The sequence below is a fragment of the Pseudonocardia sp. ZF1 genome (genome assembly GCF_056835605.1).
This window is the reverse complement of record NZ_JAJNBY010000001.1, coordinates 4,098,730-4,120,966: the sequence shown is the minus strand read 5'-3', so window position 1 is coordinate 4,120,966 and position 22,237 is coordinate 4,098,730. Positions and strand designations below refer to the sequence as shown.

22 protein-coding genes and 1 pseudogene are annotated in these 22,237 nt (G+C 75.1%); 16 read left to right on the top strand and 7 right to left on the bottom strand.

Going from position 1 to position 22,237, the window contains the following annotated elements; translation table 11 throughout:
• Window positions 1-32 precede the first annotated feature (32 nt).
• Window positions 33-1,529: a tRNA (N6-isopentenyl adenosine(37)-C2)-methylthiotransferase MiaB gene (gene miaB, locus ZF1_RS19795; protein WP_482638034.1), complete on the top strand. Its 1,497-nt coding sequence runs from the start codon at window positions 33-35 to the stop codon at window positions 1,527-1,529.
• On the top strand, window positions 1,526-1,972 hold the full coding sequence (locus tag ZF1_RS19790) for an Rv2732c family membrane protein (RefSeq protein ID WP_226350500.1): 447 nt from the start codon (window positions 1,526-1,528) through the stop codon (window positions 1,970-1,972). The genes miaB and ZF1_RS19790 overlap by 4 nt, the downstream gene beginning before the upstream one ends.
• A 4-nt stretch (window positions 1,973-1,976) precedes the next feature.
• Here ZF1_RS19790 and ZF1_RS19785 read toward each other — a convergent pair whose 3' ends face one another.
• On the bottom strand, window positions 1,977-3,212 hold the full coding sequence (locus ZF1_RS19785) for a DUF349 domain-containing protein (RefSeq protein ID WP_208821050.1): 1,236 nt from the start codon (window positions 3,210-3,212) through the stop codon (window positions 1,977-1,979).
• A gap of 371 nt (window positions 3,213-3,583) precedes the next feature.
• On the opposite strand from ZF1_RS19785, the gene ZF1_RS19780 reads away from it, so the two are divergent.
• The 5 genes from ZF1_RS19780 to ZF1_RS19760 are packed head-to-tail and all read left to right on the top strand — an operon-like array spanning window position 3,584 to window position 8,737.
• Window positions 3,584-4,285, top strand: coding sequence for a class III extradiol ring-cleavage dioxygenase family protein (locus ZF1_RS19780; RefSeq protein ID WP_476652170.1), 702 nt, complete (start codon window positions 3,584-3,586; stop codon window positions 4,283-4,285).
• On the top strand, window positions 4,282-5,226 hold the full coding sequence (miaA, locus tag ZF1_RS19775) for a tRNA (adenosine(37)-N6)-dimethylallyltransferase MiaA (protein ID WP_482638033.1): 945 nt from the start codon (window positions 4,282-4,284) through the stop codon (window positions 5,224-5,226). Before ZF1_RS19780 ends, miaA begins: the two co-directional genes overlap by 4 nt.
• Entirely contained in the window at window positions 5,223-6,092 is an 870-nt protein-coding gene (gene dapF / locus ZF1_RS19770; protein WP_350591381.1) for a diaminopimelate epimerase, read from the top strand. Before miaA ends, dapF begins: the two co-directional genes overlap by 4 nt.
• A 54-nt stretch (window positions 6,093-6,146) precedes the next feature.
• On the top strand, window positions 6,147-7,637 hold the full coding sequence (gene hflX, locus ZF1_RS19765) for a GTPase HflX (protein WP_253069226.1): 1,491 nt from the start codon (window positions 6,147-6,149) through the stop codon (window positions 7,635-7,637).
• A gap of 35 nt (window positions 7,638-7,672) precedes the next feature.
• Window positions 7,673-8,737, top strand: coding sequence for a hypothetical protein (locus tag ZF1_RS19760; protein ID WP_482638032.1), 1,065 nt, complete (start codon window positions 7,673-7,675; stop codon window positions 8,735-8,737).
• Window positions 8,738-8,765: 28 nt separating this feature from the next.
• Here the strand turns inward: ZF1_RS19760 and lexA are convergent, their stop codons facing one another.
• Entirely contained in the window at window positions 8,766-9,524 is a 759-nt protein-coding gene (lexA, locus tag ZF1_RS19755; RefSeq protein ID WP_062396661.1) for a transcriptional repressor LexA, read from the bottom strand.
• A 229-nt stretch (window positions 9,525-9,753) separates the two neighbouring features.
• Here lexA and ZF1_RS19750 point away from each other — a divergent pair, with 229 nt between their 5' ends.
• The 5 genes from ZF1_RS19750 to ZF1_RS19730 all read left to right on the top strand — a co-directional run bounded on the left by ZF1_RS19750 (window position 9,754) and on the right by ZF1_RS19730 (window position 15,496).
• Window positions 9,754-9,984: a hypothetical protein gene (locus tag ZF1_RS19750; protein WP_476652165.1), complete on the top strand. Its 231-nt coding sequence runs from the start codon at window positions 9,754-9,756 to the stop codon at window positions 9,982-9,984.
• A 163-nt stretch (window positions 9,985-10,147) separates the two neighbouring features.
• Window positions 10,148-10,807, top strand: a complete 660-nt coding sequence (locus ZF1_RS19745; protein WP_476652163.1) for a hypothetical protein — start codon at window positions 10,148-10,150, stop codon at window positions 10,805-10,807.
• A 519-nt stretch (window positions 10,808-11,326) separates the two neighbouring features.
• Complete coding sequence (nrdR, locus tag ZF1_RS19740; protein WP_062396654.1) at window positions 11,327-11,818, top strand: transcriptional regulator NrdR; 492 nt, start codon at window positions 11,327-11,329, stop codon at window positions 11,816-11,818.
• Between the two features lie 94 nt (window positions 11,819-11,912).
• Window positions 11,913-14,774 carry a vitamin B12-dependent ribonucleotide reductase gene (locus tag ZF1_RS19735; protein WP_253067492.1) on the top strand — a complete coding sequence of 954 codons (2,862 nt, stop codon included), beginning with the start codon at window positions 11,913-11,915 and terminating at the stop codon, window positions 14,772-14,774.
• A gap of 80 nt (window positions 14,775-14,854) precedes the next feature.
• Complete coding sequence (locus ZF1_RS19730) at window positions 14,855-15,496, top strand: hypothetical protein (protein ID WP_357439309.1); 642 nt, start codon at window positions 14,855-14,857, stop codon at window positions 15,494-15,496.
• A 14-nt stretch (window positions 15,497-15,510) separates the two neighbouring features.
• Here the strand turns inward: ZF1_RS19730 and ZF1_RS19725 are convergent.
• Window positions 15,511-16,517: pseudogene (locus ZF1_RS19725) on the bottom strand (alpha/beta fold hydrolase).
• Between the two features lie 77 nt (window positions 16,518-16,594).
• Between ZF1_RS19725 and ZF1_RS19720 the strand changes: the two are divergent.
• Window positions 16,595-17,065: an NUDIX domain-containing protein gene (locus ZF1_RS19720; RefSeq protein WP_253067494.1), complete on the top strand. Its 471-nt coding sequence runs from the start codon at window positions 16,595-16,597 to the stop codon at window positions 17,063-17,065.
• A gap of 4 nt (window positions 17,066-17,069) precedes the next feature.
• Here the strand turns inward: ZF1_RS19720 and ZF1_RS19715 are convergent, their stop codons facing one another.
• From ZF1_RS19715 to ZF1_RS19705, 3 genes are read right to left on the bottom strand one after another with little or no spacing between them, the layout of a single operon-like run.
• Window positions 17,070-17,306, bottom strand: coding sequence for a hypothetical protein (locus tag ZF1_RS19715; protein WP_062396644.1), 237 nt, complete (start codon window positions 17,304-17,306; stop codon window positions 17,070-17,072).
• A 47-nt stretch (window positions 17,307-17,353) separates the two neighbouring features.
• A complete protein-coding gene (locus ZF1_RS19710; RefSeq protein ID WP_482638031.1) occupies window positions 17,354-18,106 on the bottom strand; it encodes a methyltransferase domain-containing protein in 753 nt (250 codons plus the stop codon).
• 14 nt (window positions 18,107-18,120) lie between these two features.
• Complete coding sequence (locus tag ZF1_RS19705; protein WP_020623051.1) at window positions 18,121-18,333, bottom strand: helix-turn-helix domain-containing protein; 213 nt, start codon at window positions 18,331-18,333, stop codon at window positions 18,121-18,123.
• A 229-nt stretch (window positions 18,334-18,562) separates the two neighbouring features.
• On the opposite strand from ZF1_RS19705, the gene ZF1_RS19700 reads away from it, so the two are divergent.
• From ZF1_RS19700 to ZF1_RS19690, 3 genes are all read left to right on the top strand, one after another.
• Window positions 18,563-19,639, top strand: coding sequence for an MBL fold metallo-hydrolase (locus ZF1_RS19700; protein WP_253067496.1), 1,077 nt, complete (start codon window positions 18,563-18,565; stop codon window positions 19,637-19,639).
• A gap of 225 nt (window positions 19,640-19,864) precedes the next feature.
• Window positions 19,865-20,356 (top strand): DUF3145 domain-containing protein, encoded by a 492-nt coding sequence (locus tag ZF1_RS19695; protein ID WP_043277342.1) that lies wholly within the window; start codon window positions 19,865-19,867, stop codon window positions 20,354-20,356.
• 44 nt (window positions 20,357-20,400) lie between these two features.
• Entirely contained in the window at window positions 20,401-20,946 is a 546-nt protein-coding gene (locus ZF1_RS19690) for a hypothetical protein (RefSeq protein ID WP_062396637.1), read from the top strand.
• A gap of 41 nt (window positions 20,947-20,987) precedes the next feature.
• Here the strand turns inward: ZF1_RS19690 and ZF1_RS19685 are convergent, their stop codons facing one another.
• Window positions 20,988-22,235 (bottom strand): beta-ketoacyl-[acyl-carrier-protein] synthase family protein, encoded by a 1,248-nt coding sequence (locus ZF1_RS19685; RefSeq protein ID WP_062396635.1) that lies wholly within the window; start codon window positions 22,233-22,235, stop codon window positions 20,988-20,990.
• Window positions 22,236-22,237: the final 2 nt, after the last annotated feature.

Below are 22,237 nucleotides of genomic sequence, written 5' to 3'. Positions count from 1 at the left end.
CGTCGTCGCACCGGGCGCCTACCCTCGGGTGTGTGAGCCGCAGCTACACCGTGCGCACCTACGGGTGCCAGATGAACGTGCACGACTCGGAGCGGATGGCCGGTCTGCTGGAGGACGCCGGGTACGCCCGGGCCGAGGACCCCGACACCGCCGACGTCGTCGTGTTCAACACCTGCGCGGTGCGGGAGAACGCGGACAACAAGCTCTACGGCAACCTCGGGCACCTGCGCCCCCGCAAGGTCGCGAACCCGGACATGCAGATCGCCGTGGGCGGCTGCCTGGCCCAGAAGGACCGCGACACGATCACGCGGCGGGCCCCGTGGGTCGACGTCGTGTTCGGCACGCACAACGTGCACGCCCTGCCGACGCTGCTGGAGCGGGCCCGGCACAACGAACAGGCGCAGGTCGAGATCGCCGAGGCGCTCGAGGTGTTCCCCTCGACGCTGCCCGCGCGCCGCGACTCCGCCTACGCCGGCTGGGTGTCGATCTCGGTGGGCTGCAACAACACCTGCACGTTCTGCATCGTGCCGTCGCTGCGCGGCAAGGAGCGCGACCGGCGCCCCGGCGACGTGCTCGCCGAGGTGCAGACCCTCGCTGCCGACGGCGTGCTCGAGGTGACCCTGCTGGGCCAGAACGTGAACGCCTACGGCTCGGACATGGGTGACAAGCGGGCGTTCTCCAAGCTCCTGCGGGCCTGCGGCGAGGTCGAGGGGCTGGAGCGGGTGCGGTTCACCAGCCCGCACCCGCGCGACTTCACCTCCGACGTGATCGCCGCGATGGCGCAGACCCCGAACGTCTGCCCGCAGCTGCACATGCCGTTGCAGTCCGGCTCCGACGACGTCCTGCGCCGGATGCGCCGCAGCTACCGCTCGGAGCGGTTCCTGTCGATCCTGGCCGAGGTGCGGGAGTCGATCCCGCACGCGGCGATCACCACCGACATCATCGTCGGTTTCCCCGGCGAGACCGAGCAGGACTTCCAGGACACCCTCGACGTCGTCGAGCGGGCCCGGTTCGCCGCGGCGTTCACCTTCCAGTACTCGAAGCGCCCCGGGACGCCCGCCGCGGACCTGCCCGACCAGCTGCCCAAGGCCGTCGTGCAGGAGCGCTACGAGCGCCTCATCGCGCTGCAGGAGCGGATCTCCTGGGAGGAGAACCGCAAGCAGGAGGGCACCGAGGTCGAGCTGCTGGTGTCCACCGGCGAGGGCCGCAAGGACGCGGCGACCGCCCGGCTCACCGGCCGCGCCCGCGACGGGCGGCTCGTGCACTTCGCGCCCGGGGACGCGACCGGCATCCGGCCGGGCGACATCGTCACCGTCCGGATCGACCGCGGTGCCCCGCACCACCTCGTCGCCGACGGCGGTGTGCTCACCCACCGCCGCACCCGCGCCGGTGACGCAGCCGAGGCCGGCGAGCGCCCATCCGGGGCACCCACCACCCTGGGACTGCCCGCGTTCGGCGCCCCGGCGCCCGAGCCGGCACCCGCCGCGCCGTCCTGCGGCGTCCCCGCCACCACCGGAGGTACCCGATGAGCGACGTGTCCCCGGAGACCCGCGCCGAGATCGACCGGGCCGGGCGCGGTGTCGCCCGCCGGATCGACCCGGGCGCGCGCGCCATGCTGATCGCGGTGGCGATCGTCGCCGCCGTCGCCGCGCTGCTGCTCCCGTGGGTGGCGGGCACCCCGGGCTGGCAGGTGCTGGCCTCCGGCACCTCCGGGCCGCTGCCGACGCTGTTCTCGTTCACGATGACCGGGTTCGCCGTCGTGGTGTCCGCGGCCGCGCTGCTGACCCGGCTGTGGGCGCTCGCCTGGCTCGCGGCCTTCGGCTGCGGGATCTCCTCGGTGAACGGGCTGTGGGCGATCTGGTCGCAGCAGACCGGCGCCGAGGCCGGCCCCGGGTTCGGGATGGTCCTCGGCGTGATCGCGGTCGTGCTGCTGACCTTCGTGTGGGCGGGCGCCGCGCTGCAGCGCGACTGACCCCCTACCGCTCGTCGACCGCCTGTTCGGCGGCGGTCAGCCACTCCCGCCACTGCGCCGCCTGCGCACGGGCCTGCTCGGCGCGCCTGCCGTCGCCGGCCGCCTCGGCCTTCTCCGCCTGCGCCTCGAACTGCTCGACCCGCACCCGGAACTGCTCCACGCGGGCCTGGGCCTCGGGGTCGGTGCGGCGCCACTGCGCGTCCGCGGCGGCGGCGACCTTGTCCTCGATCCCGCGCAGCCGCCCCTCCAGGGTGCGGATCTCCTCGCGCGGGACCTTGCCGATGGCCTCCCAGCGCTCCTGGACCTCGCGCAGCCGGGCCCGTGCGCCGTCCGGGTCGGACAGGTCGATCGTCTCGGCCTCGGCGAGCAGGGCCCGCTTCGCCTCGGCGTTCTCGGCGAACTCGGTGTCGCGGGCGGAGAAGTGCTCCCCGCGGCGGGCGAAGAAGCGGTCCTGCGCGCCGCGGAAGCGGGCCCACAGCGCGTCGTCGGCCTCGCGGTGGGCGCGGCCCGCGGCCTTCCACTCGGTCATCAGGTCGCGGTAGGCGGCCGCGGTCGCGTTCCACTCGTCGGAGTCGGCCAGGGCCTCGGCCCGGTCGACGAGCTCCTCCTTGCGGGCCTTCGCGGTGACCCGCTGGCGGTCGAGGTCGGCGAAGTGCGAGCCGCGCCGCCGGTTGAACGCCTCACGGGCCTTCGAGAAGCGCTTCCACAGCTGCTCGTCGGTCTTCTTGTCGACGCCGCGGACGGTGCGCCACTCGTCGAGGATGGCCTTGAACCGGTCCCCGGCCTGCTTCCACTGGGTGGAGTCCGCGGCCATCTTCTCGGCCTCGACGGCGAGCGCCTCCTTGCGGGCGACGGCGTCGTGCCGGGCGCGCTCGCGCTCCTCCTTCGCCGCGCTGACGCCCTGCTCGGCCCGGCCGACCAGCTCGTCGAGCCGCTCGCGCAGGGCGGGCACGTCCCCGACCACGTGCGCCTCGCCGAGGCCCTCGCGCAGCGCGGTGAGCGCGGTGAGCGACGCCTTCGCGTCCCCGCCGCCGGCGATCCGCGCGGCGAGCACCTCGGTCTCGGTGACCAGCGCGTCGAACCGCTTCGCGTAGTGCTCCAGGCCCTCCGCGGGCGGACCGGCCTGGTAGGAGCCGACGACCCGCTCGCCGTCGGCGGTGACCAGGGTGATGGTCCCGTCGTCGTCGGCGCGGCCCCAGCGCCCCGGGTCACCGGCCGCCGAGGGCACCGGCGACGGCAGCGCTGCGGGCGGCGCGGGCGGTGCGACCGCGGCCGGGGTGGGCGCGGGTCGCGCGGCGGGCGGCGGTCCGGGCCGTGGGCCGGGCCGGGGCGGCCCCGGCTTCGGCGGGTGGGCCGGGTGGGCTCGGCACCCTGTCCTGCAGCGTCGGTCGCGTGGGTCTCGGACACCGGTAGGTCCTCCTCGTTCGGCCCGCCGCGGGGGCGGGCGCCCCGGTGCGGATGTCCGTCCGGGGCCGTGCGCGCACCGGGCCCCTCGCGCGGTGCGGAGGCCGGAACGGCGATTCAAGCAGGTCCACCGCCTTCGGGGGAACCGCGCGCCCCCGGCCGGGTACGGGCGTCGCGGCGGGGGAGCGCTGATTACCCTCGGATCCCGTGCCCGCCGCGATCGCCGTCCTGCCCCAGCCCCCGCTCCTCGTCCCCGCCCTGAGCGGCGACGCGGCGGTCGAGACCGAGGGGCTGCGCGAGGCCGTCGCCACCGCCGTGACGGGTCTGGCCGCGGCCGCGGACAGCTGGGTCGTCGTCGGCGCCGATCCCGGCGGGCGGCGCACCGTCGCCCCGGGTACCCGCGGCACCTTCGCCGGCTACGGCCGCGACGTCCCCGTCGCGCTGCCCGGTCCGGCCGGTCCCGACGAGGGCCCGGAGCTCCCGCTCCCGCTGCTGGTCGCGGCCTGGGCCGCGGTGCCGACCGGGGTCGGGTCGGCGCGCGGCGAGCTCGTCGCGCCGGACGCCCCGGTCGCCGACTGCCTGGCGCTGGGCGCGGAGCTCGCCGGCGAGGGGGTCGGGCTGCTCGTCGTCGGTGACGGCGCGGCCAAGCACACCGCGAAGGCCCCCGGCGGGTTCGACGGCCGCGCCGAGGCGTTCGACGCCGTCGTCGCCGCCGCGTTCGACGCCGGTGACCCCGAGGCGCTCGCCCGGCTCGACCCGGACGGCGCCGCCGCACTCTGGGCGTCCGGCCGCGCGCCCTGGCAGGTCCTCGCGGGTGCCGCGCGCGGGCGGGCCTGGACGGCGGCGCACCGGCACACCTCGATGCCCTACGGCGTCGCCTACCACGTGGCGCTGTGGGAACCGGCGTGAACGCCCCTCCGTCGACGGCACCGCCGCTCGTGGTCGTGGTCGGGCCGACCGCGACCGGCAAGTCCGACCTCGGGCTGGAGCTGGCACTGGCGCTGGGCGGGGAGGTCGTCAACGCCGACGCGATGCAGCTCTACCGCGGCCTGGACGTCGGCACCGCGAAGCTCGCCCCGCACGAGCGGCGCGGCATCGTCCACCACCAGCTCGACGTCCTCGACGTCACCGAGACCGCCTCGGTCGCGGCCTACCAGCGCGAGGCCCGGGCGGTCGTCGAGGAGCTGCGCGCCGCCGGACGCACCCCGGTGCTCGTCGGCGGCTCGGGTCTCTACGTGCAGGCCGTGCTGGACGAGCTGGAGTTCCCCGGCACCGACCCGGAGCTGCGCGCCGTGCTGGAGGCCGAGCTGGACCGCGACGGGTCCGGCGCGCTGCACGCCCGCCTCGCCGCGGTCGACCCGGTCGCCGCGGAGCAGGTGCTGCCCTCGAACGGGCGGCGGATCGTCCGCGCGCTCGAGGTGATCGCGCTGACCGGCCGGCCGTTCCGGGCGACGCTGCCCGGGGCGGGCACCCCCCGCTACGACGCCGTGCTGCTCGGCGTGGACCGCGACGTCGCCGAGCTCGACGAGCGCGTCGCGCTGCGGGTGGACCGGATGCTCGACGACGGTCTGGTCGACGAGACCCGCACCCTGCTCCGCCACGGGCTGGCGCAGGGCCGCACGGCGTCCCGCGCGCTGGGCTACCGGCAGGTGATCGAGGCCCTCGACCGCGACCCCGCCCACCCCGACCTCGCCGGTGTCCGGGAGGAGACGGTCCGGGCGACCCGGCGGTTCGTGCGCCGCCAGCGCTCCTGGTTCCGCCGCGACCGCCGCATCCACTGGCTCGACGGTGCCGACCCGGACCTGATGGCCTCGGCGCGCGCGGTGCTCGCTCGTAGGCTGGTGGCATGACCGGCGGCATCGCGTTCAGCAAGGGGCACGGCACGCAGAACGACTTCGTGGTGCTGCCCGACCCGGACGCCGCGCTCGACCTCACCCCGGCGCGCGTCGCCGCCCTGTGCGACCGCCGCCGCGGCCTCGGCGCGGACGGGGTGCTGCGGGTCGTGCGCTGGGCGAAGCTCGCCGGGGAGCCCGGCGTCGGTGAGCCCGCCGACGGCGTCGAGTGGTTCATGGACTACCGCAACGCCGACGGCTCGCTCGCCGAGATGTGCGGCAACGGCCTGCGCGTGTTCGCCCGCTACCTGCACGAGCGCGGCTGGGCCACCGGCGGGCCGGTCGGCACCCGCAACGGGGTGCTCGACACCGCGGTCGGGCCGGACGGGGTCTCGGTCGGGCTCGGCACGGTCGGCGTCGGCCCGGCGTCGGTCGCCACCAGCGGCGACGCGCGTGTCGACGGCATCGCCCTCGACGTCGGCAACCCGCACCTGGCCTGCGTCACCGCGGCCGACCCGGACACCCTCGACCTGACCCGCGCGCCCTCGTTCGACCCGGCGCTGTTCCCGAACGGGGTGAACGTCGAGTTCCTGACCCCGCTGGACGGTCCCGCCGACGGCGGCCGGATCCGGATGCGGGTGTACGAGCGCGGCGTGGGGGAGACCCGTTCCTGCGGCACCGGGACCGTCGCCGCCGCCGTCGCCGCGCTGCGGCACGCCGGGCACTCCGCCGGCGACGTGCAGGTCACCGTCCCGGGCGGGCTGCTGCGGGTGACGGTGGAGGCGGGTACCGACGACCGGACCGGGCCCACGACGCTGCACGGCCCGGCCGTGCTGCTCGCGTCCGGGGAGCTGGACCGGGCGTGGTGGGACGCGCCCGCCTGAGCGTCGCGAATCCGGGCGGACACGGGCCCCGCGACGTGGGAGGATGGGGTCGAGATGACTGATGCCCACACGCACCCCTCCGTGACCCCCTCCGCGTCGAACCCGGTTCCGACGGGTGGCGAGCTCGACCTGGAGGAGCGCACGTCGTTGCGCCGGATCCACGGGCTGTCCACCGAGCTCACCGACATCACCGAGGTCGAGTACCGTAAGCTCCAGCTGGAGCGGGTCGTGCTCGTCGGCGTCTGGACCGAGGGCACGGCCGAGCAGGCCGAGAACTCGATGACCGAGCTGGCCCGCCTCGCCGAGACCGCCGGTTCCGAGGTGATGGACGGCCTGGTCCAGCGCCGCTCCAGCCCGGACCCGGCCACGTTCATCGGCTCCGGCAAGGTCGAGGAACTGCTCGGAACCGTCCGCGCCACCGGCGCCGACACCGTCATCTGCGACGGCGAGCTGTCACCCGGCCAGCTCCGCCAGCTGGAGGAGCGGCTCAAGGTCAAGGTCATCGACCGGACCGCGCTGATCCTCGACATCTTCGCCCAGCACGCCCGTTCCCGGGACGGCAAGGCCCAGGTCGAGCTCGCGCAGCTGTCCTACCTGCTGCCGCGGCTGCGCGGCTGGGGTGAGGCGCTGTCCCGGCAGGTCGGTGGCCGCGCCGCGGGCGGTGTCGGTATCGGTGGCCGTGGCCCCGGTGAGACGAAGATCGAGCTGGATCGGCGCCGGATTCGCGCGCGCATGTCGAAGCTGCGCCGCGAGATCGGGGCGATGCGCCAGGTCCGCGAGACCCAGCGCGGCAGCCGTCGCCGCAACGAGATCCCGTCGGTCGCGATCGTCGGCTACACCAACGCGGGCAAGTCGAGCCTGCTCAACCAGCTCACCGACGCCGGCGTGCTGGTGCAGGACGCGCTGTTCGCGACGCTGGACCCGACCACCCGCAAGGCGCAGACGCCCGACGGGCACGAGTACACCCTCACCGACACCGTCGGGTTCGTGCGGCACCTGCCGCACCAGCTCGTCGAGGCGTTCCGCTCCACGCTGGAGGAGGCAGCCCGGGCCGACCTGCTGGTGCACGTCGTCGACGGGTCCGACCCGCTGCCCGACGACCAGATCGCCGCGGTCCGCCAGGTGCTCGTCGAGGTCGGTGAGGCTGCGGGCGACACGATGCCGCCCGAGCTGCTCGTGATCAACAAGACCGACGCGGCCGGTGACCTCGCGCTGGCCCGGCTGCGGCACGCCCAGCCGGACGCGGTGTTCGTCTCCGCGCACAGCGGAGACGGGATCAGCCGGCTCCGGGAGCGCATCGCCGAGCGACTGCCGCGCCCGGAGTACGAGGTCGACCTCCTGCTGCCCTACACCGAGGGTGCGCTGGTCGCGCGGCTGCACGACGACGGCGAGGTCCTCGCCGAGGAACACACCGCCGACGGCACCCGGATCCGGGCGCGGGTGAAGCCCGAGCTGGGCACCGCGGTGCTGCCGTTCGCGGTGGCGGGCTCGGCCCTGCCGACCGGGACCGGCACCGACCTGCCGGCGACGGCGGCGGGCCACTGAGCGTCCCACCGGCCGGGCGGCCGGGTCCCGGGACCGTGGCCCGCCGCCTGACCGCGGTCCTCTGCCTGACCGGCGCGCTCACGGGTGCGGCCGCGCCGCCGCCCGGGGCGATCCCGGCCTGCTCGATCGACGACCCGCGGCTGGCGGAGCTGTCCGGACTGGTCGCCGAGGGCCCGCCCGGCGCGGCCCCGCAGCGCTACCACGCCGTCGTCGACGGCGGCGGGACCGCGCGGGCGTTCACCCTGGACCCGGCCGGCTGTGCGGTCACCGGCACCCGGCAGGCCGACGTCCCGGTCACCGACGTCGAGGACCTCGGCCTCGGACCGGGCGGGGAGCTGTGGCTCGCCGACACCGGCGACAACGGGGCGCGGCGCGGGTCGGTCCGGCTCGTCGTGCTGCCCCCGGCCGGGCCGCCACGGGTGCACGACCTCGTCCACCCCGACGGTCCGCGCGACGTCGAGGCACTGCTGGTCGGCGACGACGGCGTGCCCCTGCTGGTCGACAAGACCACCGGGGCCGCCGGGGTGTACCGGCCCGCCGCGCCGCTGCGCGATGGCGGGGACCCCGTGGAGCTGCGCCGGGTGGCACAGGTGGTGCTGCCCTGGTCCGGCACCGGCGGCGGGCCGCTCGGGGCCGCCGGGTCGCGCACGGTCACCGGCGGCGGGCTCTCGCCGGCCGGGGCCGATGGCGGGCGCGCCGTCGTGCTGCGGACCTACACCGACGCCTGGGTGTTCCCGCTGCCCGCCGGCGGACCGGCGACCGCCGACGCGCTGGTCGCGGCCCTGGGCGGGGCACCGCTGCCGGTGCCGTTGCCGGGGGAGGCGCAGGGTGAGGCGATCGCCCCGGACGGCCGGGGCGCGCTGCACTCCGGGAGCGAGGCGAGGGGCCTGACCGCGGCGGCGGTCACGGTCGTCCCGGGCGCGGTGTCCGCGGCGACCGTTCCGCAGGCACCGGTCGTGCCTCAGCCCGCCGCGGTGCCCGAGTACCGCACGTACCCGTCGTGGCTGCCTGCCGCGGGCGGGGCCGCGGCGCTCGGGGCGCTGCTGGCCGCCGGCGCCGTCGCGATGTCCCTGCACGGACGGCGCCGCCGGTCCCGCTGATCGCGGGAGCGGGCGCCGTCCGAGGAGGTCAGAGGCGGCGCAGGACCGCCACGACGCGGCCCAGGATCGACGCGTCGTCACCCGGGATCGGGTCGTAGGCGTCGTTCGCGGGCATCAGCCAGATGTGCCCGTCCTTGCGGCGGAACGTCTTCACAGTCGCCTCGCCGTCGATCATCGCGGCCACGACCTCGCCCTGCTCGGCCACCGGCTGCTGGCGCACGACGACCCAGTCGCCGTCGGTGATCGCGGCGTCGACCATCGAGTCACCCTTGACGTTGAGCAGGAACAGCGTGCCCTCGCCGACGATCTCGCGCGGCAGCGGGAACACGTCCTGCACGGCCTGCTCGGCCAGGATCGGGCCACCGGCGGCGATGTCGCCGATGAGCGGCACGAACGCCGGCGCCGGCCGCGCGGAACGCAGGTCGGCGGTGTCGGTGTCGGAGTCCGTCCCGTCGGTACCGGCGATCTGCTCCGGGCTGCGGACGTCGACCGCGCGGGTGCGGTTCGGGTCGCGCCGGAGGAAGCCCTTGCGCTCCAGGGTGCGGAGCTGGTGGTGCACCGACGAGGTGGACGTGAGGCCCACCGCGTCACCGATCTCGCGGACGCTGGGCGGGTAGCCGTACCGGTCCACCCAGTCCCGGATGACGGCCAGGACCTTCTTCTGCCGCGGGGTCAGGCCGCGGGTGTCGGCCGCGGGGTCGGGGAACTCCCGGACCTTCGCGGATCCCCGGTCCGCGGCGGTGCCGGTCACGCCGGGACCACCGTGTCCGGTGTCGTCCGCTGCCATCGCATTCGCCTCCTCGGGGTACTTACGGCGACGACCCTAGCCGCCACGGGCCCGTTCGCCAAACATGCGTTCGAAGTCGCCCGGGGCGTGTCGTGGATTCCGTCGGGCCGCGGTGGTACAACATCGCACACGCGTTCGATCGAACACTGGTTCGATCGAACGCGGTCCGCGTCGCCGTCCGGCCGCGCGGGGGCGACCGGCAGCGGGAACGGCAGCGGGGGTGGCGATCGTGGGTGCGGCGGTCATCGGGGACGTGACGGTCATCGGGCGGGTCCCGGGGTGCGCCGCGACCGACGGGGTGCGGCCCGGCCGGGTGCCGGGCGTCGTGCGCCGTGCGGTGGCCGCGTCGGGTGTCCTGCTCGCCTCGGCGGCCGCGGTCGTCGCGCTCGGGGTGCTCGCCGACGTCGCGGTCGCCACCCACGGCCCGGTCGGGCCGCCCGCGGTCGGCGCACCACGCTGAGAACGTCCCCGGCACGGGCGACGATCTGCGGGAACGCGGTTGTTGTCGGTGCCGGGTGCTACACCGCTCGTACACCCGTTCGACCGGGCTCGGGGAAGGGCCGGTCGGGAGCGGGGGAGACGAGACCGCCCGGGGGACGGGCGGTCCGACGGCAGGAGGAACCATGCGAGAGCTCGACGAGCGGATCCGCGATCACGGCGCGGTCGGCTGCCTGACCGGCGCCCCGGCGCCCGGCACCCCCACCTCGCGCGCCCGGCGCGCCGCCCGGGAGCGGGTGCGGGCCGCCGACGGTCTCGCCGGTGCGGCCGGTGCCGGCTCGTCGGCCGCCGCGCGCGCGGCCCACCGGTGGGCGGCCCACGGGGCGCGCGAGCGCGCACTGACCGAGTCGGTGGCCCGCCATCCCGCCGCCCGTTCCCGGCGCGTTCCGGTGTCCGGCGCCCCCGGGGCCGGTGTCCCGGTGTCCGGTCCCGCCGGCGGTCCGAACCCCGCGGTCCGGACGCCCCGCTGCACCACCGCGGACCCGGCCCCGAGGGCGACGGCGACGCTGACGCGGCCCGCGCCGGCCGCGGCGCCGCCCCGTCCTCGGTCGGTGGCCGTGCCGGCACCGCGCACCGTCCGTCCGCCGTCCCGGCGCTGCCTGGTCCCGGCGCGCCCGCGTCCGGCCCGCAGCCGCGCCCGCGGGCGCCTGGAGCGGTTCCTCACCGGGGTCGCGGCCCTGCTGTGCGCGACGACCGCGGTGGTGGCGCTCGGGCTGCTGGGCGACGCGGCGGCGGGCTGGAACGCCCCCGCGGCCGCCGTGCCGTCGGTCGGCGCCGTGCGCTGACGTCGGCCGGCGCTGCGCAGTGCGGCGCCGCACCCCGTGGTTCGCACGGCCGTGCGTTGCGGGGCGGTCCGAGGTGGTGACGGTGCGGAGCGACGGACGCCGCGTCGGCGTCGCATCGGGTGACGGCGTGCGCGGGGTGGCGCGCGGGTGTCGGGACATGGTCGCCGGGATGTCGCCGGAGGAGTCGGCGACGTGCCGCCGGGCGCGTCCGCAGGGCGTGTCCCCGCATCGGGTGGCCGCCGGTCGCGGTCCCTCCGGCGCGACGGACGGCGCCGCCCGCGACGTTCCTCGGCGCCACCAGCGCTGATGCCCCGCTCCATCATCGTCGGCGACGGACCGGTCGCGGAACGTGGTGTGCGAGGCTCGGTTCCCGATCGGGCGAAGCTCGGCGTGGCACCGGGCCCGGGATGGCGTACCCCTAGATGTAGGGGTTACATTGGTGTCGTTCCGCCACTGGTTGGGGGGACGGATCGCCGCGGAGAGTTTCCGGAACGTCACGGAAGAGGGGTGTGAGCGTCCATGCGCTGCCCGTTCTGCCGACACCCGGACTCCCGCGTGATCGACTCCCGGACCGCCGACGACGGGACCTGCACCCGCCGGCGCCGGTCCTGCACCTCGTGCGGACGACGGTTCACCACGGTCGAGGAGGCCGTGCTCGCCGTCGTCAAGCGCAGCGGGGTGACCGAGCCCTTCAGTCGGCAGAAGGTCGTCGGCGGGGTTCGGCGGGCGTGCCAGGGCCGGCCGGTCGACGAGGACGACCTGCAACAGCTCGCCCACCGGGTCGAGGAGACGGTGCGGGCGCGCGGGGCGGCGGAGCTCCCCAGCCACGAGGTCGGGCTGGCGATCCTCGGGCCGCTGCGTGAGCTCGACGAGGTCGCGTACCTGCGGTTCGCGAGTGTCTATCGGTCCTTCTCCTCCATCGAGGACTTCGAGAAGGAGATCGCCGACCTGCGTTCGGCGGCTGCCGGGGAAGCAGCCGACGACGAGGCCGGTCACCACCCGGACGGCTGAGCGGCGCGTCGTCGTCGCCGGTCGTACCGGGAAGAGAGCCGTCCGCGCACCCCAGCGTGCGGGCGGAGAAGCGTCGGATGTGCGGAGGCAGTTCATGACCGAGACCGTCGGGGGCCCGACGACAGACACCGGTGAGAGCGCGGCGGCCAAGCCGTCGCGTGGCCGCGGGAAGACCGGCGCCAAGCGCGCGCCCGGCCTGACCGTGCAGCGTGTCTTCACCACCGAAGGGGTCCACCCCTACGAGGAGGTGGAGTGGGAGCGCCGCGACGTCGTCATGACGAACTGGCGCGACGGCACCGTCAACTTCGAGCAGCGCGGCGTCGAGTTCCCGCGCAGCTGGTCGGTCAACGCCACCAACATCGTCACCAGCAAGTACTTCCGCGGCGCGGTGGGCTCGGACACCCGCGAGTCCAGCCTCAAGCAGCTCGTCGAGCGGGTCGTCGGCACCTACAAGCGGGCCGGTCTCGAGCACGGCTACTTCGCCACCGACGGCGACGCCGAGATCTTCGACCACGAGCTGACCTGGATGCTGATCCACCAGGTGTTCAGCTTCAACTCGCCGGTGTGGTTCAACGTCGGGACCGCCAGCCCGCAGCAGGTCAGCGCCTGCTTCATCCTCTCGGTCGACGACACGATGGAGTCGATCCTGAACTGGTACCGCGAGGAGGGCCTGATCTTCAAGGGCGGCTCCGGTGCCGGCCTGAACCTCTCGCGCATCCGCTCGTCGAAGGAGCTGCTGTCCTCCGGCGGCACCGCCTCGGGCCCGGTCTCGTTCATGCGCGGTGCCGACGCCTCCGCGGGCACCATCAAGTCCGGCGGCGCCACGCGGCGCGCGGCGAAGATGGTCGTCCTCGACGTCGACCACCCCGACATCGAGGAGTTCGTCGAGACCAAGGCCAAGGAGGAGGCCAAGGTCCGCGTCCTGCGCGACGCCGGCTTCGACATGGACCTGGGCGGCTCCGACATCACCTCGGTGCAGTACCAGAACGCCAACAACTCCGTCCGCGTCACCGACGAGTTCATGCGCGCCGTCGAGGGGGGCACCGACTTCGGTCTGCGTGCCCGCATGACCGGTGAGGTCATCGAGCGCGTCGACGCCCGCACGCTGTTCCGCGGCATCGCCGAGGCGGCCTGGAACTGCGCCGACCCCGGCATCCAGTACGACGGCACGATCAACGACTGGCACACCACCCCGGAGTCCGGCCGCATCAGCGCGTCGAACCCGTGCTCGGAGTACATGCACCTGGACAACTCCAGCTGCAACCTGGCGTCGCTGAACCTGCTGAAGTTCCTCGACTCCGACGACCGGTTCGACGCCGAGACCTTCGCCAAGGCCGTCGAGCTGATCATCACCGCGATGGACATCTCGATCTGCTTCGCGGACTTCCCGACCGAGCCGATCGCCGACACCACCCGGAAGTTCCGCCAGCTGGGCATCGGCTACGCCAACCTCGGCGCGCTGCTCATGGCGACCGGCCACGCCTACGACTCCGAGGGCGGCCGCGCGCTCGCCGGGTCCATCACCTCGCTGATGACCGGTGCCGCGTACAAGCGCTCCGCCGAGCTCGCCGGCGTCGTCGGCCCGTACGAGGGCTACGCCCGCAACGCCGAGTCCCACCAGCGCGTCATCCGCAAGCACGCCGCGGAGAACGACCGCATCCGCACCTTCGCCTCCAGCACCCCGGTGCAGAAGCTCGCCACCGAGGTCTGGAAGCAGTGCCAGGACATCGGGCAGGTCAACGGCTGGCGCAACGCGCAGGCGTCGGTGCTGGCCCCGACCGGCACGATCGGCCTGATGATGGACTGCGACACGACCGGCATCGAGCCGGACCTGGCGCTGGTCAAGTTCAAGAAGCTGGTCGGCGGCGGCTCCATGCAGATCGTCAACCAGTCGGTGCGCCGCGCCCTGGACAACCTCGGCTACCAGGCCGAGCAGGCCGAGGCGATCGTCGAGTACGTCGCCGAGCACGGCCACGTGGTCGACGCCCCGGGCATGAAGCCCGAGCACTACGAGGTGTTCGACTGCGCCATGGGCGACCGGACGATCGCCCCGATGGGCCACGTCCGCATGATGGCCGCCGCGCAGCCGTTCCTGTCCGGTGCCATCTCCAAGACGGTCAACATGCCCGAGCGGGCGAGCGTCGAGGACGTCGAGCGGATCTACCTCGAGGGGTGGCGCCTCGGCCTCAAGGCCCTGGCGATCTACCGCGACAACTGCAAGGTCGGCCAGCCGCTGTCCGCAGGCAAGGGCGGCGACAAGAAGGCCGACGCCGAGCCGGAGAAGCACGTCGTCGTCGAGCAGCGGCCGGTCCGCAAGCGGCTGCCGAAGAAGCGGCCCAGCGAGACCGTGTCGTTCACCGTCGGTGGCGCCGAGGGCTACCTCACCGCCGGCAGCTACCCCGACGACGGTCTCGGCGAGATCTTCGTCAAGCTCGGCAAGCAGGGCTCGACCCTGGCCGGCGTGATGGACGCCTTCTCGATGTCGATCTCGGTGGGTCTGCAGTACGGCATCCCGCTGGAGTTCTACGTCTCGAAGTTCTCCAACCTGCGCTTCGAGCCTGCCGGGATGACCGACGACCCGGACGTCCGGATCGCGACCTCGGTGCTGGACTACCTGTTCCGCCGCCTGGCGCTGGACCACCTGCCGTACGAGAAGCGCGCCCAGCTGGGCATCTTCTCCTCCGACGAGCGGTCCGCCCAGGTCGAGAACGACTACGGCACCGGCGAGAAGCTCGACATGGAGGAGTTCCGCTCCTCCGTGCCGACGACCGAGGAGCGCAAGGAGGCCGGTGTCGATCCGGCGCCGGTCGAGGTCGGCAGCTCCACCGAGCTGCTCGAGCTGCGTCTGGGCAAGGCCGCCGACGCACCGCTGTGCATGACCTGCGGGACGAAGATGCGCCCCGCCGGGTCCTGCTACCTCTGCGAGGGCTGCGGCTCCACCAGCGGCTGCAGCTGACCGACACCGCACCAGACCGGGGCGGCTCCGACACCGGAGCTGCCCCGGCGCGTGTGACGGAGGCAGGGATCGGGGACCACGTGACCGAGGACCGCACCGCGGAGGTGGCCGGGCGCCTCGGCGTCGACCCGCGGGTGCTCGCCGTACTCGTCGCCGCCCCGTGGCGCGTCGCGGACGGCCACGACACCGGGCCCGTCCCGGAGCCGGCGGGGGAGCGCGGGACCGTCTACGTCGGCGTCCCGTCCCCGGCGGAGCTGCGCGAGCTCGACCTGCCCGCCGACGGGTTGCGGCACTTCGGGCTGACCCCGGCCGACCTGCGTCGCGGCGGCTGGACCGACGCCGACCTGCGCTCGGCGGGGCTCCTCCCGCCCGGCGCGACGCCGGACCCGGTGGCCTGGTTCGTCGCCGGGGAGCCGCCGCAGCTGATGCTCGGGTTCGCCCCGGCGGGTCCGGTGCTGCTGGCCCGTCCGGAACCACGACGGGACGGCCGTCTCCCGGTGCTGGACCCGGCGGACGCGGTGGAGGTACCCGTCCTGCCCGGCTGCGACGACCCGGACGGCGACGCCGGGCTCGCCGTCCGCCAGGTGCGCGACGGTCTGCTGCGCCGGGCCCGGCGCCGGCTGACCCACTGCGTGATCTGCCTGCGCCCGGTGCACCGCGCCGCGACGACGCACGGCGCCTGCCACGGCTGTGCCGGCACCTGGCTGGGGTTCGTGTTCTGACCGCGGGCCCGGGGTCAGGTCGCCGAGACCGGTCCCGTCCGCGCCCCGGCGACGCCGGCGGGCGGGGGAGCGGGGCAGCGCAGCAGCTGGCGCCACTGCTCCGGACTCCACCGCGCCGGGTCGGTGGACCCCAGGAACTCCTCCAGCACCCCGACGAACCGGGCCGGGTCGCTGTGGTGCGGGAAGTGCCCGGCGTCGTCGAAGACCTCCAGCCTGCTGCCCGGCATCGCGGCGTGCGCGGTGCGGGCGTGCGCCAGCGGCACGACGGCGTCCCGGGCGCCCCACACGAGCATGGTCGGCATCCCACGGGTCAGGTAGCAGCGATCGAGCATGGTCACCACCTGCCCGCGCCAGTCGACGACGGCGCGCAGCGTCCGGATGAACGCCGTCCGGGACGTCGCGTCGGGCAGCGCGTCGACCAGCCGGAGCAGGTCGGCGGCGTCGCGGCCGAGGTCGGCCCCGACCAGGCGCAGCGCGTCCAGGGCCCACCCGAGCTGCCACCGCAGCGGCGGCAGCTGCGAGGCCGCCAGCACCGCGTGCGCGCCGAGCAGGCTCACCGCGCGCAGCAGCGGCGTGACCTCCGGTCCCGCCCCGCCGGTGCCGACCAGCACGAGACGCTCGGTGCGTTCGGGGTATGGTAGGCGAACTGCATGGCGACGCCGCCGCCGAGCGAGTGCCCCACCAGCGTCGCGCGGGGCACCCCGAGGACTCCGAGCAGGTCGCGGACCCCGTTGGCGTAGGCGGCGACGGAGTAGTCGGCGCGCGGCTTGTCCGAGTGCCCGTGCCCGAGCAGGTCCGGGGCGATCACCAGATGCCGCCGGGCCAGTGCGGGGAACACCGCCTCCCACGTGGCCGAGCTGTCGCCGATCCCGTGCACGAGCACGACCGCGGGCCCGGAGCCGGCCACCCGGAACGCCCGCCGGTAGCCGTGCACGGTGCGGAACCGCAGCTCCGAGTCCCGCGGCGGCACGACGCCGAGCCGGTCGCCGACCGGTGCCGGGCGCGAGGTGGGGGCCGCCATCCGCCCGACGGTAGGACCGCCGGGTTACCCCGGTGTTGCCGTCGGCGAACGGCGGTACGGCACCTAGGGTCGACGGCGTGAGCGAGCGCTACCGGGTCGTCCCGGCGTCCTACGTCCTGCTGCTGCGCGGCACCGGTGAACGCACCGAGGTACTGCTCCAGCTGCGTGCGGGCACCGGGTTCATGGACGGCCACTGGGCCGCCGCCGCGGCCGGGCACGTCGAGGCGGGCGAGGACGCGGCCGCCGCCGCGGTGCGCGAGGCCCACGAGGAGCTCGGCGTCACCGTCGACCCCGCCGACCTCGTCCCGCTGACCGCGGTGCACCGCACCCGGCGCAACGGGAACCCGGTCGACGAACGCGTCGACTTCTTCTTCACCTGCCGACACTGGGCCGGCGAGCCACGTCGCGCCGAGGACGGGAAGACCGCGGGCCTGGACTGGTTCGCCCTCGCCGACCTGCCCGCCGACACGGTCCCGCACGAACGCGCGGTGCTCGAGGCCCTGCGCGACGGCGGCGTCGCCGCGGTCCGCAGCCACGGCTTCGACTAGCGGACTACTCCGGGTCGACGAGCTGGATCTCGACGGTGACGTCCGGGCTGTCGGTGTCGTCGGGGTCGATCGCCCAGTGCAGCACCCAGTCGACCTCGTAGTCGTCGCGCCGCCGGCCCGGCGGGGCGAAGTTGACCCACTCGCCGGCCCGGGGCAGCGTCTGGAACAGGCGAACGAAGTCGGGCTGCTGCCCGATCCTCACCCGCGCGGTGATCGGTGTCTGCGACGACGGGGAGCCCACGGCCGCGATGCTGCCCGACCGGCGCCCCGCGCGCCACGCCCGCCGGTTCAGGGCCGGACGGCGCCCAGGAACCAGCGGTCCACCGAGAACGGTTCGTCGCCGCAGAACGCGACGCCCGACGCCCACGCGTCGACGTCGGCCCGGGTGAGCCCGCACCGGCCCGGCGCGGCGTCGGCGACCATCTCCCGCAGTGCGGCGCCGTAGCCGGTGGAGGCCGGACCGCGCATCGGCATCCGGCGCGTCCACTCCCCGCCGAACCCGGCGCGCTGCAGCAGCGGGCCCAGCTCGTAGGGCAGCCGCGACCGCGGCACCGTGGTGCACCACGCGTCGCGGATGCGGCGGTGCCGGTCCTGCCCGGGCCCGGGCCAGTGCAGCGAGGTCCAGTCCGTGTCCAGGACCAGCAGCCGACCGCCCGGGCGCAGGACCCGGTACAGCTCGGCGACGGCCGCCGGCAGGTCCTCCAGGAACTCGAGCACCTGCAGGCAGGCCACCGCGTCGTACGGCCCGCCGGGCAGCGAGCCCGGACCGGCCAGCGCGCGCTGCGTGACGACGGCCCGGGTGCCGCACCGGCGTCGCGCCAGCGTCACCATCACCGGGTCCGGGTCGACACCCGTGGCGCCCGGACCGACGGCCCGGGCGACCTCGTCGAGCAGCTGTCCCGGCCCGGTCCCGACGACCAGGATCTGCTCACCGGCCCGCGGATCCAGCAGCTCCAGGGTCCGCTCCCGTTCGGTGCGGGCCTCGGCGGTGTCGTAGGTGTCCGCGACCCGCCGCGCGCTCGCGGCGTCGATCGGCATCATTCCGGCTCCGTGTCTCACCCGCCGGTGTAGCGCGCCGACTCGATCAACGCCTCCACCGACTCGGGTGGCACGCGGAACGAGCGCCCGAAGCGCACCGCGGGCAGCTCCCCGGAGTGCACCAGCCGGTACACCGTCATCCGGGAGACCCGCATCCGGTCCGCCACCTCCGCCACGGTGAGGAACGGCGCGTCCTGCCCGGACCGTTGCTCCGGGATCCCTGCCGCCATGCTGCGCCCCTCCTTCGCCGACCCGCCCCAGGTCGACCTCTGATCACCGAACGCAGGGACGGTAGCGCGGATCGGACCACCCTCCCGGTGCGAACATGTCCCACCCTCGGGTGGACTGTCCGGAACCTGTCGGCTCTCGGTGTCCGTCCGGACACGCGGGGTGATGACGGGACCCCGTGGGGGGAGCCACCGGCCCGGACGCGCGTGCGCGGTCATCTATCGTCGGGAGGTGACCGCCGCTCCCACCGTGACCGATGACGACCCGGACGGCGACTGGACCGCGCCGGGCGTGTTCCGCAGCGCCCCCGGCGTCTACCGGATCCCGTTGCCGCTGCCGCAGGACGGGCTGCGTGCCGTGAACGTCTACGCACTCGCCGACGACACGGGCTGGACCCTGATCGACTCCGGCTGGGCGATCGACGAGGCCCGCGACCTGCTCTGCAAGGCGCTGGCCGCGCTGGGCTCCGGTTTCGGCGACGTCCGTCGCTTCCTGGTCACCCACGCCCACCGGGACCACTACACCCTGGCGGCGGTGCTGCGCCGCGAGTACGGCACCCGTGTGCTGCTCGGCGCGGGGGAGCGGCCCAACCTGGAGGTCATCACCGATCCCGACCGCCCGCAGGGCGAGCCCGACCGGACCCGGCTGCTGCGTGCCGGCGCCGCCGGCCTCGTCGACGAGCTGGGCCGGGCCGGGCCGTGGCCGCGTCCGCTCCCCGAGGAGTGGGAGGCCCCCGACGAGTGGATCGCCGACCGTGCCGCCATCGCCGTCGCCGACCCGGCGGGTACCCGCACGCTGACCGCCGTGGAGACCCCGGGGCACACCCGCGGGCACCTCGTGTTCGCCGACGAGGCCCATGAGCTGCTGTTCGCCGGCGACCACGTGCTGCCCCGGATCACCCCGTCGATCGGCCTGCAGCCGTCGCCGGTGGCGAGCCCGCTCGGGCAGTTCCTCGACTCGCTGCGCCTGGTCCGGTCCCGGCCGGACGCGACCCTGCTGCCCGCGCACGGCCCGGTCGGCGGCAGCGCGCACGCCCGCACCGACGAGCTGCTGGCCCACCACGACGTCCGGCTCGCCCAGTGCCGCGACGCCGTCGCCGCGGGCCACCCGACGGCCGACGCCGTCGCCCGGGTCCTGCGCTGGACCCGGCGGGAACACCGGCTGGAGGACATGGACCTGTTCAACCGGACCCTCGCGGTCCTGGAGACCGGGGCGCACCTCGACGTGCTCGCCGACCTCGGCGAGCTGCGCCGGACCGAGGTTCCCGACGCCGCCACCGGGGTCGCCCTCGCCACCTACACCGCCTGACCCGCGCGCCGGGCCGCGACACGCCGGGTGCCGTTCCCCCGGTCGTCGTGTCGGGGTGGCTCCCCGGAGCGGAATCGGGCAGAGTGAGGCCACCGAAGTCCACTCACGCCACGGAGGTCACCACACCCACATCCAGCACATCAGTACCGCGGGTCCGAGCACCGGCCGCGCTGCGCCGAGGACGTAGGGGAAGACGATCCTCGTCGACGACAGCGGAGGTTGGCAGTGAGCACACGCGGAGTGGTGTTCGTCCACTCGTCGCCGACTGCGGTCTGTCCGCACGTCGAGTGGGCGCTCTCGGGCGTTCTCGGAACGCGGGTCTCCCTCGAGTGGTCCGCGCAGCCGGTGGCGTCCGGTCAGATGCGGGCCGAGTGCACCTGGAGCGGTCCCGCCGGTAGCGGCGGGGCCCTCGCGGGGGCGCTGAGGGCCTGGTCGATGCTGCGGTTCGAGGTGACCGAGGAGCCGAGCCCCGGCGTGGACGGGGAGCGGTTCATGCACGTCCCCGGCCTGGGTATGTGGCACGGGCGCACCAGCGCCAACGGCGACGTCGTGCTGCCCGAGGACCAGCTGCGCACGGTCATGGCCGAGCACGGCGGCGCCGGGCTGTCCCGGCGTCTCGACCAGCTGCTGGGCACGGCCTGGGACGACGAGCTGGAGTCCTTCCGCTTCGCCGGCGACGGCGCGGCGGTGACGCTGCTGACCCACCGGGTCGGCTGAGCCGAGCCGGGCCGGGCAGACTGTCGTCCCATGGGGGGCGAGGAATGAACGGCCGGGCCGCGATCACGGTCGGCGTCCTGCTGGTGGCGCTCGTGGCCGTCGGCGGTGTCGCGTGGACGGTGTCCGGGACGACCCGTTCCGGCGTCGCCCCCGCCTCCGCGCCGCAGACCGTTCCCGACAGCGGCGCGGGCAGCAGCGAGGTGACGATCAGCGCGGGCGCGGCCGAGCATCCGGCGGCCCAGCTGGTGATGCAGCAGGTGCAGCTCTACTTCAACGCCGTCAACGGCCGCGACCACGCCACCTGGACCCGCGTGGTGAACCCCGAGACCGCCGACCGGCAGCCCCGCGAGTCGTGGCTGGAGGGGATCGGCTCCACCACCGACGGCACCATCCGCATCGACCGGATCGACTCCGCGACCGGCGGCGGTGTGCTCGCCCTGGTGCGCTTCATCAGCGTCCAGGACCCGAACGACGGCCCGCCCGGCCTGCATGTCGGCCGGATCTGCTGGCAGGTCGCCTTCCCGATGGCGGGCTCGCCGCCGCGGATGGACGTCGGGAACCCCGACGGGATCCTGCGCGCCCCCTGCTGAGCGGGCGTGCGGGTCCCCGGCCGGGGACCCGCACGGAACCGTCAGGCCTTGGTGAACACCAGCGAGGCGTTGTGCCCGCCGAAGCCGAACGAGTTGTTGACGGCGGCGTCCACGGTCATCTTCCGCGGCTCGCCGGCGACGACGTCCAGCTCGACCTTCGGGTCCTTGTCGGTCAGGTTGAGCGTCGCGGGGACGATGTCGTCGCGCACGCTGAGCAGCGCGATGATCCCCTCGACGGCCCCGGCCCCGCCCACGAGGTGCCCGAGCGCCGACTTCGGTGCGGTCAGCACCGGGTGGTCGCCGAACGCCCGCTTCACGGCGGTCGCCTCGCCCACGTCGCCGACCACCGTGGAGGTGGCGTGGCAGTTGACGTGGACGATGTCGGAGGCGGTCAGACCGGCCCCGGCCACCGCCTTCTGCATCGCCCGGATCTGGCCCTCGCCCTCGGGGTCGGGCCCGGTGATGTGGTACGCGTCGGACGTCAGACCGATCCCGGCGAGGCGGCCGTGCACGGTGGCGCCGCGGGCCTTCGCGAACTCCTCGCGCTCGAGCACGAGCACGCCCGAGCCCTCACCGAGGACGAAGCCGTCCCGCCCGGTGTCGAACGGCCGGGAGGCGCGCTCCGGGTCGTCGTTGCGGGTGGACAGGGTCCGCGACTGCACGAACCCGGCCACGGTGATCGGCACGATGCAGGACTCGGCGCCGCCTGCGAGGACGACATCGACCTCCCCGTCGCGCAGCAGCTTGTAGGCCCAGGCCAGTGCCTCGGCGCCGGTGGCGCACGCCGAGGCGGGGGAGTGCACCCCGCCCTTGGCCTTGTACTCCAGGCTCACCAGCGCGGCCGGCCCGTTGGGCATGAGCATCGGCACGGTCAGCGGCGAGACCTTGCGCAGCCCGTGCTCCTCGAGCAGGTCGTCCTGCGCGAGCAGGGTCGGCGCGCCGCCGATGCCCGCGCCGATGACGACGGCGAGCCGCTCGGCCTCGACCGCGGCCCCGTCCTCGCCGGGGATCGCGCCGAGCCCGGCGTGCGCCCAGGCCTCCTTGGCGGCGACCATCGCGACCTGCTCGCACCGGTCCATCCGGCGGGCCTGCACGCGGGGCAGGACCTCGGTGGGCTCCACGGCGAGCTGGGCCGAGATGGACACCGGCAGGTCGAACCGCTCGGTCCAGTCGGCCCGGGTGGTTCCCACCCCGGACTTCCCGGCGAGCAGCGCCTCCCAGGTGGAGGCGGCGTCCCCGCCGAGCGGGGTGGTGGCCCCGAAACCGGTGACGACCACTCCGTCGGTCATGA

Coding starts and splice junctions, on each gene's coding strand:
- ZF1_RS19710 (WP_482638031.1), bottom strand. CDS start 18,106: ATGATGCCGATCGACGCCGCGAGCGCGCGGCGGGTCGCGGACACCTAC.
- ZF1_RS19745 (WP_476652163.1), top strand. CDS start 10,148: ATGCGAGAGCTCGACGAGCGGATCCGCGATCACGGCGCGGTCGGCTGC.
- ZF1_RS19790 (WP_226350500.1), top strand. CDS start 1,526: ATGAGCGACGTGTCCCCGGAGACCCGCGCCGAGATCGACCGGGCCGGG.
- ZF1_RS19690 (WP_062396637.1), top strand. CDS start 20,401: ATGAACGGCCGGGCCGCGATCACGGTCGGCGTCCTGCTGGTGGCGCTC.
- ZF1_RS19685 (WP_062396635.1), bottom strand. CDS start 22,235: ATGACCGACGGAGTGGTCGTCACCGGTTTCGGGGCCACCACCCCGCTC.
- dapF (WP_350591381.1), top strand. CDS start 5,223: ATGACCGGCGGCATCGCGTTCAGCAAGGGGCACGGCACGCAGAACGAC.
- ZF1_RS19735 (WP_253067492.1), top strand. CDS start 11,913: ATGACCGAGACCGTCGGGGGCCCGACGACAGACACCGGTGAGAGCGCG.
- ZF1_RS19705 (WP_020623051.1), bottom strand. CDS start 18,333: ATGGCGGCAGGGATCCCGGAGCAACGGTCCGGGCAGGACGCGCCGTTC.
- lexA (WP_062396661.1), bottom strand. CDS start 9,524: ATGGCAGCGGACGACACCGGACACGGTGGTCCCGGCGTGACCGGCACC.
- hflX (WP_253069226.1), top strand. CDS start 6,147: ATGACTGATGCCCACACGCACCCCTCCGTGACCCCCTCCGCGTCGAAC.
- nrdR (WP_062396654.1), top strand. CDS start 11,327: ATGCGCTGCCCGTTCTGCCGACACCCGGACTCCCGCGTGATCGACTCC.